We start from the raw sequence: 14047 nt of genomic DNA on the forward strand, positions 1-14047 counted from the left end.
CATCATGCAAATGAAATCAATCATGCTAAAAACCGTTGCTCTTATTCTATTGCCTATGCTGTCGTTTGTTTTTAACGCCTCAGCTCAAGTTAACAGCCTTGAGCAGGTAGACAGCCCTGAGCCACTAAAGGCCCAAGTGGCCAGCCAAGCCTGGAATAAGATCTACGAAGTATTCTCACATCCGCGCTGCGCCAATTGTCACGTGCCAGATGACAATCTACCCCGTTGGTCTGGTCCAAATTACGGCAAAACTAGCGTGCATGGCATGCATATCTCTGGTGGGCAGAGCCGCATCGGCGTTGAGACCGTGATGTGCAGCACCTGTCATGCGCACACAAATTCAGATGAGCCACATGGCCCGCCGGGCGCCCCCGTATGGATGCTTGCTCCAGTAGAAATGCTCTGGTGGCAGCAAAGCTCAAAACAAATTTGCGAACAAATTAAAGATCCCGCTCGTAATGGGGGGCGCACCCTAGAAGAAGTCGCCCATCATATTGAAGAAGATGAACTAGTCCATTGGGGCTGGAACCCAGGTATTGGCCGAGAGCCCGCCCCTTATTCGGCCCGAGAAACGGCAGCCTTTGTAAACGTATGGGCAGACGCTGGCGCCCCCTGCCCCGAATAACATAGATTTTTTAAAGGTAAAAAACGGGTACCCAGCATAATATTGCCTTGATACCCGTTTACCCGTTGCTGAGTCTTAATTTGTCTCAGTTAAAACCGAGCGCGCACACCCAGGCTAACTGAACGACCAGGGAGAGGTATTTCATCTTTTACGTAAGATGAGTGCACTCGTCCCTCTTCATTCGTTAAATTGCTGCCTTTTAAGTAGAACGTCATATCAAGATCATCAAGCGCTAGATAGTAATTCGCTGCAGCTGACCACATGGTGTAGCCGTCTGTGTCCGTTTCATACGCAGCAATTTTATTTTGTTTACTATTGCGCACCACTTCGACTTCGCCGTGCCAATTGCCTTGCTCATAATGCAGCGAGCTACCGACCCGCAGCGGCGGTATTCGCGGCACGTTGCCCCCTTCATCCAACTCTGCACGGGTATAATCACTGAAGACTTCCCAGCGCAGCGCTTCAGTCATATGCACATCAACCTGGGCTTCAAAGCCATACAATTTGGCGTCTTGTTGCTCAAAGTTGATAACAGATAATCCATCCGTTTCCTCTTCATATTCGCCGTTTAATGCCACATTCGCAGCATAATTTTCTGCGGTGATTAGTTCACCACCGGCATACACTAAGCCAGTACTTTGCTCGAATATATAGTCGCCTACTTGGTTGTAAAATACGCTTGCGGTGGCGTTCCATGTGTCGTTTTGGTAACGGTATGTCACATCTATATTGTTAGATTCTTCTTTGTTTAGACTGCTAGGTGCCTGATTAACACTGTAAACACCGTTTTGCTCATCGATGTTAAAACCGCCCCCAATTTCATAGGTTTGCGAGCCCACATGAGGGCCGTATGAAAACATTTCAGAGGCTGAAGGCGCCCGCTGGGAATAGGCATAATTGAACGCTAAAGAGTGATGCTCATTTAGGCTCCACACTACACCGGCTGAGCCTGAGAACGAGGTGTAATCTTTATCGTTAAAACCGATGCTATTGTCTGAATCTAGCTGATCATAAAAACTGTTATCGACCTCATGGTTTAAGGTTTCAACTCTTGCCCCTAATTGCCAGAGCAACGGCCCTGATTCGTGCTCTTCCATGACAAATGCGGCGATTGAATTGGTCTTGGTGGGGGGCGAAAAGGCTTCTTCACCCAGGGCTGAGGCATCACTGTAGTTATAATGAGCGCCCATAACCCCCTTCCAGCCAGCCACTTCTTGATGATCCGCCCATAAGCGCGATTCCACCGATTTATTTTTAAAGGTGGTGCCTACTTCTTCACCTTCAAATTCCGTGTGCTGGTAATCAGTGAAGCCATTTTGAAAATGTACCGCCTCAAAGAAACCATCAAGGTTTTTCCAATCAACAACAGCCTGGTAGCGGTCCTGTTTCAATTTAATGTAAACGTCTTCTTCTACGGGCAAGCCGTATTCTGAATCCATGCGACCGTAAGACAATGCAACGCGCGTATCATCGGTGATCCAACCACCCCCTAGGTTAAAACCGTGAGCACTGACGGAGGAATTATCTAATTCGCCGCTACCACCTTCATCATCCACATTGCCAGGCACAGGAATTTTATAATCGTCGGTGTCGCGATTGTAGCCGTCAACATGAAACACAAAATCCCCAGTTCCCATGTTCAAATCAGTAGATACCGTTTTCGCATCTGCAACATTGTCGTATTGGGCGAATACCTCACCGGTTAGTCCTTCTTGGCGCTGGGCTGGCAAGCGATTATCTACCACGTTAACCACACCACCAATGGCACCACTGCCATAAAGTAAGGTTGCAGGACCGCGTAACACCTCAATTTGGCTGGCCGTTGAGGTTTCAGTGGCAACTTGGTGGTCAGGCCCTACTCGGGAGGCGTCGGATGCGTCCAAACCGTTTTGCACTACCTTAATACGAGGGCCATCTAGGCCACGAATAATTGGGCTACTTGCCACCGGCCCGTAGTACGAACTATGCACACCCGGCACATTACTTAACGTGTCACCTAAGGTAGCGGCCTGATTTTGGTCTAATTCTTCGCCACTTAAAATAGACACTGGCGTACTGGATTGCAGTACCGTCTTGCTGATGGGTGATGCAGTAATAAGTAGCGTTTCTAAGTCCGCTTCATCTTTATGTAAGTTCTTTTCTTGGGCGTGCGCCATTGACGTTAACGCAGCTAATACTGCGATTAACACGGTTGAGTGTTTCGTTTTCATTGGTTTTCTCTTGAGAGCATGAATACACACCGGTTTTCGAAATGAAAATCGGCCAATTAAGTAAATATGAGTAAGCTAATAGTCTGAGGGGGGATCGCGATTACCAGCCGCTTTACTAAACGGCAAAATAATTTGTGCGATTATTACCTTAGTCGTATCTCCTGCAAGAGAAACGTCAAATAAGGGAGGTGAGAAAAACGCTAACGGATAGTCATAATCATCAAATGCGACACAAACTGAACAATGATTGTCAGCTTTCGCTAAATGAGAGGTCTCGTGCCATTCAAAGACGATATTCGAGGCAAACGAAAACAACAGCAAAAACACGACGCTATATTTCAGCATCATAGGTTTGATTGGGGTTCGAGGAGATGAATAATGTGACATATGTTATAACGTATCATTTATCATTTTAGGGGTCGAGCGAACATCCACTTAATACGTGCTTTGTTACAAAGTCTGCTCGTTACTTGCGAAAATATTAGCCACCTAACGCATAACGGCTAGATTTTATCGGTCTTAGGTGTTCACGAAGCATTCACCGAAACGATGAACGGTTAGACAATGAGAACGTCGGTTTCTTGTGCACAAGCAGCACACCAAGCGGTAGTCTATGAGCACAGCGCCTCTGTCTTTAACATTGCCTCTGTTGAAATACTGACGCGGTCTTTTGCAGAACGGGCGAAATCTTAGCTAAGTTAGCTTCGTAACTCCGTTGTGAACTGAGTCGCTGCCCAATACAGGGCACCTTTTACTGGTGCCCTACACATCGTCTCATTTGAACTTACTTAGCGGCAATAGCGGCAATTTATGAACGTTTACGGCTAGCTGCAACGCCCGCAAAGCCAAGCATTAACACAAATAAGCTACTTGGCGCAGAGACAGGCACTTCATCCAGCGTTACGCTTAGGTTGTAAGCATAATTTGTGAAGGTATCAAAGAACCCTTCGTTTCCGCCAACCGCTAAGGTGTATGAGCCAGCGGTTAAAGCGATATCGGTTAAGCTACCCCCTAGACCCGGCACAAAAGGGTTATTACCCGCGATGAAATGTAAGTCACCAAATAGATCAGTAAAATCGCCACCCTTTGAAAAAGGGATGGCAAAATCATTGACTACACTGCCTTGATAAACACTCAGACCTAAGTTGATTAACGCTGAGCTTGTTATTGATAGAAGGGAATCTTTGCTGACGTCAAAAGTGACGAAGTCTAGTGCATCCCCGAACGTATCTTCATTAAGCCAGCCACTGCCACCAATCAGTGAATCCGACACGTTCCCATCGTTTGGTAGAGCAATAATGGATGCCGAAGCCAGTGTGCTTGTGCATAAAGCCACTGTCATCAGAAGTAGAGTAAAATAGCGTTTCATAGTGTAATTCCTTAAATAGACCCTGCATCTGGCACCAATGAATAGATATGCATTCGTGCCAACGGCGCTGATGATGACCACCAACGCCTACAGATAAAAAGCATTGAAATTGAGAATTGGTGTAAGTCAGCTAGCCCCTACAGTGCGCCGTTTTCCCAAGGGCCCGTAATAGCAAACGTGACGCCTGGAGACTGCACATTGGCGAACAACCAGCGGCCATGGAAACACGCCCCTGCCCATTCGCGGCTGGTGAAGCTGCGACGAGCGCTCCCGTCAACTGACTCCCCCACCGAGTCCCAAAAATTAGCTTGAGTGCCAGGATAAATGCTGTCGATAGAGGCTAAGTCACCTTCGTCTAACGCAATGTTATTCTCAGCAAATGGAAAGATGTCACCCGATTTAGTTAATCCCACAAGGCGCTTAGGATTAGAGCCGCCGTCTTCACATAACAGCATGTTGCCACGTGGGCTGATAGCGATGTTATCTGGACCATCAACTTGGGTGAGCGCGTCTTGAGATTCAAACAATATGGTGACTGTCTCCTTGCGCGGGTCATAGCAGAACACCTGACCAAGATTAGCTGCGCCACCCGAGGTAGAAACGAAATAAATTTTACCGTCGTCGTACCAGCAACCTTCTCCGCGCTCTATGATGGCGGCGTTAAATGCTTGGTCGAAACAACGTTCACTCATGGCATCTGGATCTGGCACTTCTTGCCACGTCACGTCCCACACCGTGCCTTCGACTAAACCACCGCGTAAGTCAACCCGTGGTTGATCGTTTACAACCATCGCATACAGTTTACCGCCTGATTTTAAATCTCCCCACTGACCCGCTGGTTCAAACTTATAAAAAGCAGACGAACCTGCATCTTCCGTTTCATAAACAAAACCTGTGGCTGGGTCAACTGCTGCTGCCTCATGAGAAAAACGCCCCATTTCACGGATAGGTTGTCCATCTGAGATACCAAACCCTGGGACTTCGAAAACGTAACCATGGTTAACGCCCTGAGGACCTGCGTTCCAGGCATGAAAAGTCTCTTCGCATGACATCCACGTGCCCCAAGGTGTAACACCACCAGCACAATTGCGTATCGTTCCACCTAGGCTGTTATAAGAAGATAAAAACTCACCCTTTAGTACATCAAACATGATGGTTGAGGTACCGCCATTTTGTGCTTCATTATAGACACCGCGATTCCCTCTGGGAGATGATGGAAAGCCTTCTCCTTCGGAGCATTCGTGGTTCCGTACCAGTGCGATAACATTACCTTTTACAGCAGCTACGCCCATTCCGTCATGATCCGTTGGAGTGGGTAATCGATCGGCTTGAACTTGACCTGTCCATCCGTATGAGGTGTATTCAAACCCTTCTGGCAGTGATAACAACATTAGGCCTGTCGCTTTATCAGCAGTAGGAAACAACGGGCCGTAAGCGCTGCTAAACGGCAAAGATGCCGCTTGTGATTTACTGGATAACGCCATAAATGCCGTACTGGCCGCAGCCACTGAGCCGCCTTTTAATACTTGCCTACGGCTAAATGCCGGTTCGATTTTCCCTTCGCTTACTGGTCCTAAATCTTGGTCTAACATGGTATCTCCTAAGGATTAATTTTTATTTATTCAAAGGTTCAACAGCGCGTTGACGACAACCCCGCAAGCACTAAATTAGCGATATTAGATTACAATTTGTTAGCGTTTTTCTTACGATTTAAGGATGCTTTTATGGCGTATTTGTGTCGAATTTATGGCGTAAAAATGACACACACCCAGTCGTTAAATAGACGGACCCATTTGTTTTTGCTGTAGGTGCTTTTTGTCTGACTCACTGCGCTTTATCAATACAATTGACAGCTCGTATAACAGCAAAATTGGCACTCCTAATACAATTTGAGAAATCAAATCTGGTGGGGTAATCAAAGCGGCGATAAAGAAAACTAATACTATGGCATGTTTGCGATACGTTTTAAGCATGTCGGCGTCTACCACCCCCGCTTTGGCGAGCACCAACAACAGCACAGGCAATTCGAAACATAGGCCAAAGGCGAGGATCAATCGGATCACTAGGGCTAGGTACTCGCTCATTTTTGCTTCCAGCTCGACGCTGATCCCATCCTCTTGGCCTAGTGATTCAAAACTAATAAAAAACTCCCACGCTAATGGCATGACCAGATAAAAAGCCAGTGCCGCGCCGCCTATAAATAGAATGGGCGTGGCAATAAAAAGCGGTGAAAGGGCTTTTTGCTCCTGTTGATACATACCGGGGGCAATAAACTTCCAAACTTGAATTAGGGTGATGGGCAAGGTGCAAAACGTTGCGCTAAAAAATGCCAGTTTAAGGTATGTAAAAAACGCTTCGTGCAAGCCGGTGTAAATCATTCGCCGACCGCTGTCGGGGCCAAAGATCTGCAGTAAAGGTTGTTGTAGAAATTGGTATATTTGCTCAGCAAAAAAATACGATCCACCAAACATCAGAGCAAAAAATCCAAAGCAGTACAGTAAGCGACGTCTAAGTTCGATAAGGTGTGTTAGCAGCGGGGCTTTATTGGCATCCATTGCACTACTCATGCTTGTTCCTTTTTGTTTTGCGTAGCAGATTTTATAGTTTGCACCTTCGCCGCACTAATAATATCTGTTCCTCCAAGCTCGCTGTCTTGCTGCTGTTTGGCTTGCGCTGCTACTTTGGCAGCGTGATGAGCTTGCCGCCTTACACGGTGATCCTCAGCAGACATCGAGCCAGGGGTGAAATCATCTGGCAGGTGCTGAATTTCTTCAGGAAGGTACTCTCTCCAATGATCGCTCTGTTGCCCTTGGCTGATATTGATTTCGTTTTCCAACTGCTTAACGCTGCCCTTAACATCGTTGAGCATGCGTTTAGATTTATTCATCACGTGACTCATCATGCTAAACAGCTTGGGCAAGTCCTTTGGACCGATAACAATCAACGCCAAAGCAGCAACAAAGCTCAGCTCTAACCAACTTAGATCGAACATTTTTTCGCTCCGGTAAACAAGGTAGACAGTACTTTCAAGGTAAAAGGCAGTGCTTCACAAAGTAGGAGACTTTTTCTCTAGGGTTTCGCCTGACGTTTTTTCAACGCCCTGCTCGTCCTGACTTTCGTCTTCGCTTATTCCACGTTTAAAACTCTTGATCCCTTGGGCTAAGTCGCCCATTAGGGCTGGAATACGGCCCCGCCCAAATAGCAAAATAAACAACAAGGCCACCAATACCAACTGCCAAACACTTAAGCTCATGCTTGTATTCCTTAAAATAAGTTTAACGTTACAGGCTAAAAAGAATGGCGCCGAAATATGACCTAGGGGTGACAAAAATATGAACTTAACATGTCTATCGAGTGGAAGCGGCTTTGGGGCTGCTATCTATTGAATACCGATTTTCCATAGGTTTACTTTTTCTTAAATGTTCCGCAAACCATCTGTGATACGATCGGTGTATCTAGAGCAGTGCGCCTCATCTTTGTTTTTTATCGGCGCTATTTAAAAAGGTAAGTACATGAAAGTTATCATCGCCCTCGTTGTTTTAGTCGCTGTTGGGGTAACCCTATGGCTTTCCAATCAAGGGCAAACTGAAAATCCAGTGTCTCAAACAGAAACACTACCGGTTATCTCGCGTCAGCAAATTTTAACCGCTACTGATTTAGTTGATGGGGTCAAAAATGCCCTGCAAGAACAGGACGAAGAGGCGATTTCCCAGTGGTTAGACAGAGCCCTAGCAGTAGCAAAAGAAGCGGATATGTCACAAGAAGACATTAACTATATTGCCTCTGATATGGCCAAAGACTTCGTTGTTTTTCAAGCCCAGCGCAGTATGTTTAATGATGCCGTAGAGCAAGCTTATTATGAGTTATCTACCATCGATGCGATTAAAGCTGCTTACCCCCAAGCCGAAGATTTATTCGCCAGCGCCGATAAATTAATCATTGAAAGAGATAAACTCATCGAAAAAATCGCCACAGAATTAGCTGGCGGGGATACCCCAAGCGACGCTGAAGTGCGAACCGCTCGTCAGCAATGGCTAATGCGTTACGCACATCAATAACTGCGCCGCAAGTTAATCTAAAAAGCATCGCAACTGAGTTTGAACAGAGCGTTGCGGATAAAAACACGATTCAAAGATTTAAGAGGATGAACTTGAATGCCAAATTTTGTTATCGAATACAGTGCGCCGTTAGAACAACAAATTAATGAAGACACGCTGATGGACAGCGTCTTTGAAGGGGCTAAAAATAGCGGTCACTTTCCGCCAGAGGCGATAAAACTCAGAATAGAAAAACGCAGTGGCTTTCGTTTACACGACAAGCAAAAGGACTTTTTACATATTTCGGCGCATATTCTAAGCGGAAGAAACGACGAGCAAAAGAGTGAAATCTCTAACGCTGTGTTAGCTGAACTTAAAAAGCTAACCTTGAACAGTGTATTTGTATCGGTAGAGGTAGTTGATATACACCGGGCCAGTTTTGCAGATTTTGCGTTCTGAGAATAAGTGTAATGACGCCCCTTTAAACGAGCGCTTGGTACAGTTTTTGGTCTCATCCTAGCGAATCATGCCCTCCTCGCCTTGATTAAAAATAGCCGCTATTAGTTAAATTTAGCGGCTATTTTGTATAGCCCAAGTTACTACCAGGTGATTGGACGTAGCTTAATTCAAGTAGCTATTGTCCTTTAACCAAGCATTAGCAACGCGGTCTATGTCCTCCCCTTCTCTGCTGACCTGATAATCAAGCTGGGCAACGTTGTCATTTGAGACCCGTAACTCATCTAAACGCCCATTGCTCGCCTAAACGCCCGTAGCGCGCCTAAACCCGACAGCATAAAAACCAAATGTTACGCCATTCTTAAACAAATGGTCAGTAAAGGGTTGGTATCTCCTAGCGTATTCGATTGAGGCGCACTTGGTTTAATTTTCATTGAGTGTTTTACGTCACTTAGTGTCTACTCGAACACGGGCTGATTGCCCGTTCTAGTTTATGAATCAGAGCGATTGATTCTTTCAATTATCGCAACACCACGGCCTTGTTTAGAATTGCGTTATCAAGTTTCTAGCGCAACTATCACAAAAAAACATAAGAGGTCACCATGAAATCCCTAGCTTCAACCAACGCCATTAACCTAAACAAGTCTGCGCAGCCTAAGCTCGCGCTGATTGCTGAAGGTGGCGGGCAGCGAGGGATATTCACCGCAGGTGTACTCGATGCATGGTTAGAAGAAGGCTACGACCCTTTTGATATGTTTTTTGGCACCTCGGCTGGCTCGCAAAACTTGACCAGCTACTTGGCCCGGCAAAAAGGCTATGCCAAACGATTGATTCGGGGGTTATCACGGCACAAACGCTTTTTTCATTTAGGCAGAGGTTTAGTGGGTAAACACATAGTGGATTTGGACTGGTATTTTGACAAAACCACCGAGGCCAATCGCGCCATTGATTTCACCACAGCAAAACGCAGCTTGGGCGATCGTGAGTTATACATTACCGCGACCAATGCTCGGGATCGTAACCCGTACTTCTTAAGCCCAACAGGCGAAAGCCAGCAATGGCGCGAGTTGCTAAAAGCCTCTAGCGCGTTACCGTTTTTGTACAAGCGTGGGGTGAAACTCACGCCTTGGCTAGGTGCTACTGCAGCGAATGAGTCAGACGCGACAGCAGCCAAAGAGCCAGGCGCAGTCGAGGCGCAAGCAGACTTTTACCTAGATGGCGGTTTAGCGGCGCCATTACCCGTGATAGAAGCCTACAACCGAGGTGCGCGTAAAATCGTGGTTATCCGCACGGCCGACGCGCAGTTTCAAGCACAATCAGCCTGGGTACACAAACTGAGAACCTTAGTCTGTGCGTCAGGCTACTGCCCAAAAACCATTGATTACTTGGTGCAGCACGAACAAGCTTATCAGCAGGAATTAGCGTTTATTGCCAACCCACCAGCTGACGTGGAAATCGTGCAAATTTTTGCCGGTGAAAGGCTTCACAGTAAATTGCTTGGCAGTACAGATATGGATCTTAAGCACGATCATAAAATCGGTGTTGCCGCAGGCAAAGCCTTCTTGCAAGGGCAATATGCTTTTGAAAGCGCTGAACTAGAAAGAGCCCAGCCAGAAAGTGCTCAGCTAGAAAGTGCCCAGCTAGAGAATGCTGAGCTAGATGGCATCGACCAAGCAGCTCTTTATGACACCCTTGGTAATGTCGCGTTCGAAGCTCGTCACCAAGAGCGCCCACCTGAAAAGAGCGAACTTAGAAACAAAGCACCTGAAGCGGTAGTAGTTGAAGAGATAGCGCTTAAAGCAATTGCAGGTGAAGACGTAGCAATTGAAGACGCTGAATACGATGCACTGACGCTTGACGCACTCGTAGCGAGCCAACAAGCGACCATGCCCCAGCGCTTATCGGCCTAATCATCGCTCATATCTGAGAAGCCAACGGGTAAGGTCATTCAACGCGTCAACGAATGACCTTGCAGGTTTTATAGATTCAAAGACAAACCTGTAATCTGTAGTGGCTCATATCTGATCTGACAGTTTTGGTGAATAGGTTTGGAGTTCATCTGACGGACAGCTATGAACGAAAAGCGGTCATTGGCGAAACTTCGATAGTAGTCCGCTCAAGACAAAAAGCGGACATTCAACGCCAAGCTCACCGGCGCATATTGCGGGGAGCGTTTGTGTAAAATGGAGCACCGCGACATACACAAACGAGCGTAGCAATATGCGTCCGGTGCAGATTTTTGTTAGGCTGCCATGCGTACCTACGTGCAACTAGACCACATGTAAATGACCTATTCTTCATCGATATTTTCTTTCTGCAGGGCAACTGCAGACGCTACGCCAATTAATAGAGCAAATACGGCGAACCCGAGTACAGCCTCAAATGAAGCAATTACTTCGGCTGGAGTATTTGCAGGAACGAGATTGCCATAACCCAATGTTGTAAATGTTACGACGCTGAAATATATGTGCTCCCATAGCCCAGAAATTGGCTGATTATCGTGACTTTCTACCACCCCAAAAATCATATATAGGCAGGCAAATAGGAAAATATAGACAAGCATCATAAAAAAGATTGTTATTATGAACCCCGCAAACCCAATCGTACGATCCCGAACCATCACAAGAAGGTTAGCCAGTGGTGCCAAAGGGCTACTTCGAAATAACAAAGTCGGGACCACCAGAATCCAAATAGTAAATATCCAAGGGCTTATTAGTGCAGTAAAGATAAGACTTGTATTGAAAACATTAAACCAAACTAAAAATTTATTCTGGTTTCTCGTATCTTTCGCAATCCACTCAAACAACAAAGTGAATACTTTAAACTTTATAAGCCACACTACACCTTTTTCGATTTTTTTCTGAAAATCTGACATGTATTCCTTAGCCGATAAAAATGTTTCTGTGATTGTTGAGCCTAACGCCTGAATAATGTGTGAGCTTAGTTTGGCAATTTTATTGCGCTGTTTGCAACTAAAAATGACAAACTAAGGCGAATCACGATTCATTCTCTTGTTAGGTACCCGTTGGCTTCTCACTAAAGTTAAAAGAAACCTCATAGCCATTTCCACTGCAATAATCGCCGTACTCTACGATTAAAACAGCATCCTTTAAAATGGTTCTGTGGTAAAACAAACCTGTTAGCCAATTTTCTTCATCATCAGCCTTTTCAAGATCTGGGAAGAATAGTAAATCAGGGTTATTTATATCCCCCACAAGAACCATGGAGCCTTTATATTCGAGGTTTCTGAATTCGGACTCCACCGAAAATACATACTGAACACCATCGGGTACTTTATATATTGAAAGGACTTCTTCTGAATTTATACGGCCATCAACTTTCGGATTGCAGATTACTGTTGTAGCTATTACTTCACATGATAACAACGCAAAAGCTATAATTGTGATGAGACTCTTCATCAGGGTACCTAACGCCTCAATAAAATGTGAAGCCAGTTTGGCAGTTTTATTGCGTTGTTTGCAATAGAAAATGCCAAGCGGGCGGGGTCGTTTTCATTGACTTGTTCTGTGGCAGCCTGACATTAGTCGTTTTGGCTGCGGAGATTGGAAAATTCGAAAAAATAGTACTTGCAAGAGAGAGCAGATCCTTAAGCTTAACTTGTGGTCTGATTGGAAATAACGCCGATTTCAACAGCCACTAAGTTAAGCTTAAGGGATTGAAATACAGTGTAGTCCCGTCAAGTTTCTCTGCTAGATTTTATTGTCCTTAAAACCGGCTTAATTATACTGATTATTTATACAGCAAAACCCTCTGTAAGGACTATACTATCTAGGTTTCCTTCTTTCCAATTCCACCAGAACAATTTAATATAGCGCGATTTGCGCGTTTTTCTGCCGACGCATCGCTCACTTTTATACTTCAGCTATTAATACCAAACTAACTATCATATTGCTACATAAAGGAAAACTGGCGATCTGGATAAAATGATAAGAACAAAAACGAGCGATTGGGTCGTTTTCCTGAATATATGGGAAAGCCCTTTAACTTGTATATTCAAACAGGGGTTTACGCCTAAATAATCAAAAATATTTTAGTCAGCTATTTGACTGAATGCAGAAGGGTAGAATCAGTCGAGGGACTCCTGATCGCTCATTGACGTCAGTCAATTTTTCTAGCGCTAACTTCCGCTTTACGTACAGAGCTGTCATTAATATTTTAGGTCTATAACGACCGCTATTGGCACATATGAGACTGTCAGATTTGATTGAGTCTTGTAAATCAGAGCTGGCAGATTCTGTTTAGACTTATTCATGTAATCAATAGAGTCAGTGACAGATTTACTCTGACTCCTGTTTACCTCACCCGTTTATACGAAAACTTTTCCTCTGTGGTGTTGCCGCTGTCTTCAATGGCCACATAAATATTCATTTCATTGCCGCTAACACGCTCAAGGGTTAAGCCGTGGAAGTACACCTTGTTTTTCGTCACTTTGACTAACGCAAAATCCACTGTCTTGTCTTTCTCTTCCCAACCGGTTAAGTCTTTGTTGAAGTGTTTTAATTTGAATATGAGTGTGTCATTGACCTCTGATAGGGTTTCAATTTCGTAGAACTGTACTTGGCCTTCAACCACCAGCTTGAATGCGCCCATCATGCTGCCACCAAGAGGGGGCGACCATATCTCTTCAATAAGCCCACCAAAGGCTTCACCACGCCAGTGGCCTGCCAGCCAATTCACCGCACTAAGATCTGCGCGAGGTGATTGCTGCTTATCATCTAAGAACATCAGATTCGGGAATTTGCCTTGTGCTATTCCATTAAAGCAAACCAGCATAAGCAAACAAAGCAGACTTTTCTTTATCATTTTTTATCCCTTGTATAGTGCGTATTTACATCAAATTTCGCTTTCGGCAAAAGTATAGTCTTTCTACTTTGGAATGGGTTTTGTTGTTTTTCGCGGCTCAAAACGCCGAAATTATTAACATGGCTGTCCTGTTAATACTGTTTTGGCGACAGAGTCGCTGCTTTTGATTTACACGCGACTCAAACTTTCCGGATAGAAGTAACGGTTTGTCAGATGACCAGACATGGACGTCTGGACAAGGCGTGTTGCTTTACAGGGATGTTTCCTCACGCCGCTCTGACATTAAAGCCGTTACTTTTGGCGGTGGAGAAAGTTTGTTGGAGCAAAAGACTTTTTGGTTACTTTGTCGTCTTTTGAAAAAGTGACTGGCTGACCATGGATGGTCTGTCATACCCAGCATGGATGCTGGTGCACGAAGTGCATAAACAGCGTAGCTGTGCTCAGTGAGCGAGGCTCATAAGTGCACGCAGTGCATAACGTGAGCGAAGCGTATAAGTGCACGCAGTGCATAACGTGTGCGCAGCAC

The 14047-nt window shown here is 45.3% G+C and carries 14 protein-coding genes and 1 pseudogene; 4 read left to right on the forward strand and 11 right to left on the reverse strand.

Going from position 1 to position 14047, the window contains the following annotated elements; genetic code table 11:
* Window positions 1-4: 4 nt before the first annotated feature.
* Window positions 5-625 (forward strand): hypothetical protein, encoded by a 621-nt coding sequence (locus AC0VYA_RS13240; RefSeq protein ID WP_475488569.1) that lies wholly within the window; start codon window positions 5-7, stop codon window positions 623-625.
* A gap of 89 nt (window positions 626-714) precedes the next feature.
* Here AC0VYA_RS13240 and AC0VYA_RS13245 read toward each other — a convergent pair whose 3' ends face one another.
* The 7 genes from AC0VYA_RS13245 to tatA form a co-directional block, all read right to left on the reverse strand.
* Window positions 715-2835: a TonB-dependent receptor gene (locus AC0VYA_RS13245; RefSeq protein ID WP_475488570.1), complete on the reverse strand. Its 2121-nt coding sequence runs from the start codon at window positions 2833-2835 to the stop codon at window positions 715-717.
* A 75-nt stretch (window positions 2836-2910) separates the two neighbouring features.
* Window positions 2911-3222: a hypothetical protein gene (locus tag AC0VYA_RS13250; protein WP_475488571.1), complete on the reverse strand. Its 312-nt coding sequence runs from the start codon at window positions 3220-3222 to the stop codon at window positions 2911-2913.
* 421 nt (window positions 3223-3643) lie between these two features.
* Window positions 3644-4204, reverse strand: a complete 561-nt coding sequence (locus AC0VYA_RS13255; protein ID WP_475488572.1) for a PEP-CTERM sorting domain-containing protein — start codon at window positions 4202-4204, stop codon at window positions 3644-3646.
* A gap of 137 nt (window positions 4205-4341) precedes the next feature.
* On the reverse strand, window positions 4342-5796 hold the full coding sequence (locus tag AC0VYA_RS13260; RefSeq protein WP_475488573.1) for a PhoX family protein: 1455 nt from the start codon (window positions 5794-5796) through the stop codon (window positions 4342-4344).
* A gap of 183 nt (window positions 5797-5979) precedes the next feature.
* On the reverse strand, window positions 5980-6771 hold the full coding sequence (gene tatC, locus AC0VYA_RS13265; RefSeq protein ID WP_475488574.1) for a twin-arginine translocase subunit TatC: 792 nt from the start codon (window positions 6769-6771) through the stop codon (window positions 5980-5982).
* The gene (locus AC0VYA_RS13270; RefSeq protein WP_475488575.1) at window positions 6768-7196 is read right to left on the reverse strand and encodes a Sec-independent protein translocase subunit TatA/TatB; all 429 of its coding nucleotides are present in this window, start codon (window positions 7194-7196) and stop codon (window positions 6768-6770) included. The genes tatC and AC0VYA_RS13270 overlap by 4 nt, the downstream gene beginning before the upstream one ends.
* Window positions 7197-7250: 54 nt before the next feature.
* The gene (tatA, locus tag AC0VYA_RS13275) at window positions 7251-7457 is read right to left on the reverse strand and encodes a twin-arginine translocase TatA/TatE family subunit (RefSeq protein WP_041713846.1); all 207 of its coding nucleotides are present in this window, start codon (window positions 7455-7457) and stop codon (window positions 7251-7253) included.
* A gap of 259 nt (window positions 7458-7716) precedes the next feature.
* On the opposite strand from tatA, the gene AC0VYA_RS13280 reads away from it, so the two are divergent.
* Window positions 7717-8262: a hypothetical protein gene (locus AC0VYA_RS13280; protein WP_475488576.1), complete on the forward strand. Its 546-nt coding sequence runs from the start codon at window positions 7717-7719 to the stop codon at window positions 8260-8262.
* Between the two features lie 96 nt (window positions 8263-8358).
* Window positions 8359-8700, forward strand: a complete 342-nt coding sequence (locus AC0VYA_RS13285; protein ID WP_475488577.1) for a 5-carboxymethyl-2-hydroxymuconate Delta-isomerase — start codon at window positions 8359-8361, stop codon at window positions 8698-8700.
* Window positions 8701-8862: 162 nt separating this feature from the next.
* Here the strand turns inward: AC0VYA_RS13285 and AC0VYA_RS13290 are convergent.
* Window positions 8863-8937: pseudogene (locus AC0VYA_RS13290) on the reverse strand (hypothetical protein); the annotation flags it as partial.
* A gap of 362 nt (window positions 8938-9299) precedes the next feature.
* On the opposite strand from AC0VYA_RS13290, the gene AC0VYA_RS13295 reads away from it, so the two are divergent.
* The gene (locus AC0VYA_RS13295) at window positions 9300-10607 is read left to right on the forward strand and encodes a patatin-like phospholipase family protein (protein ID WP_475488578.1); all 1308 of its coding nucleotides are present in this window, start codon (window positions 9300-9302) and stop codon (window positions 10605-10607) included.
* Between the two features lie 380 nt (window positions 10608-10987).
* Here AC0VYA_RS13295 and AC0VYA_RS13300 read toward each other — a convergent pair whose 3' ends face one another.
* The 3 genes from AC0VYA_RS13300 to AC0VYA_RS13310 all read right to left on the reverse strand — a co-directional run bounded on the left by AC0VYA_RS13300 (window position 10988) and on the right by AC0VYA_RS13310 (window position 13521).
* The gene (locus AC0VYA_RS13300; protein ID WP_475488579.1) at window positions 10988-11572 is read right to left on the reverse strand and encodes an ion channel; all 585 of its coding nucleotides are present in this window, start codon (window positions 11570-11572) and stop codon (window positions 10988-10990) included.
* Between the two features lie 139 nt (window positions 11573-11711).
* A complete protein-coding gene (locus AC0VYA_RS13305) occupies window positions 11712-12116 on the reverse strand; it encodes a hypothetical protein (RefSeq protein ID WP_475488580.1) in 405 nt (134 codons plus the stop codon).
* A gap of 895 nt (window positions 12117-13011) precedes the next feature.
* Window positions 13012-13521, reverse strand: coding sequence for a DUF6265 family protein (locus AC0VYA_RS13310; RefSeq protein ID WP_475488581.1), 510 nt, complete (start codon window positions 13519-13521; stop codon window positions 13012-13014).
* Window positions 13522-14047 lie beyond the last annotated feature (526 nt).

It is taken from the genome of Paraglaciecola sp. QJM3NY_14, assembly GCF_056173245.1.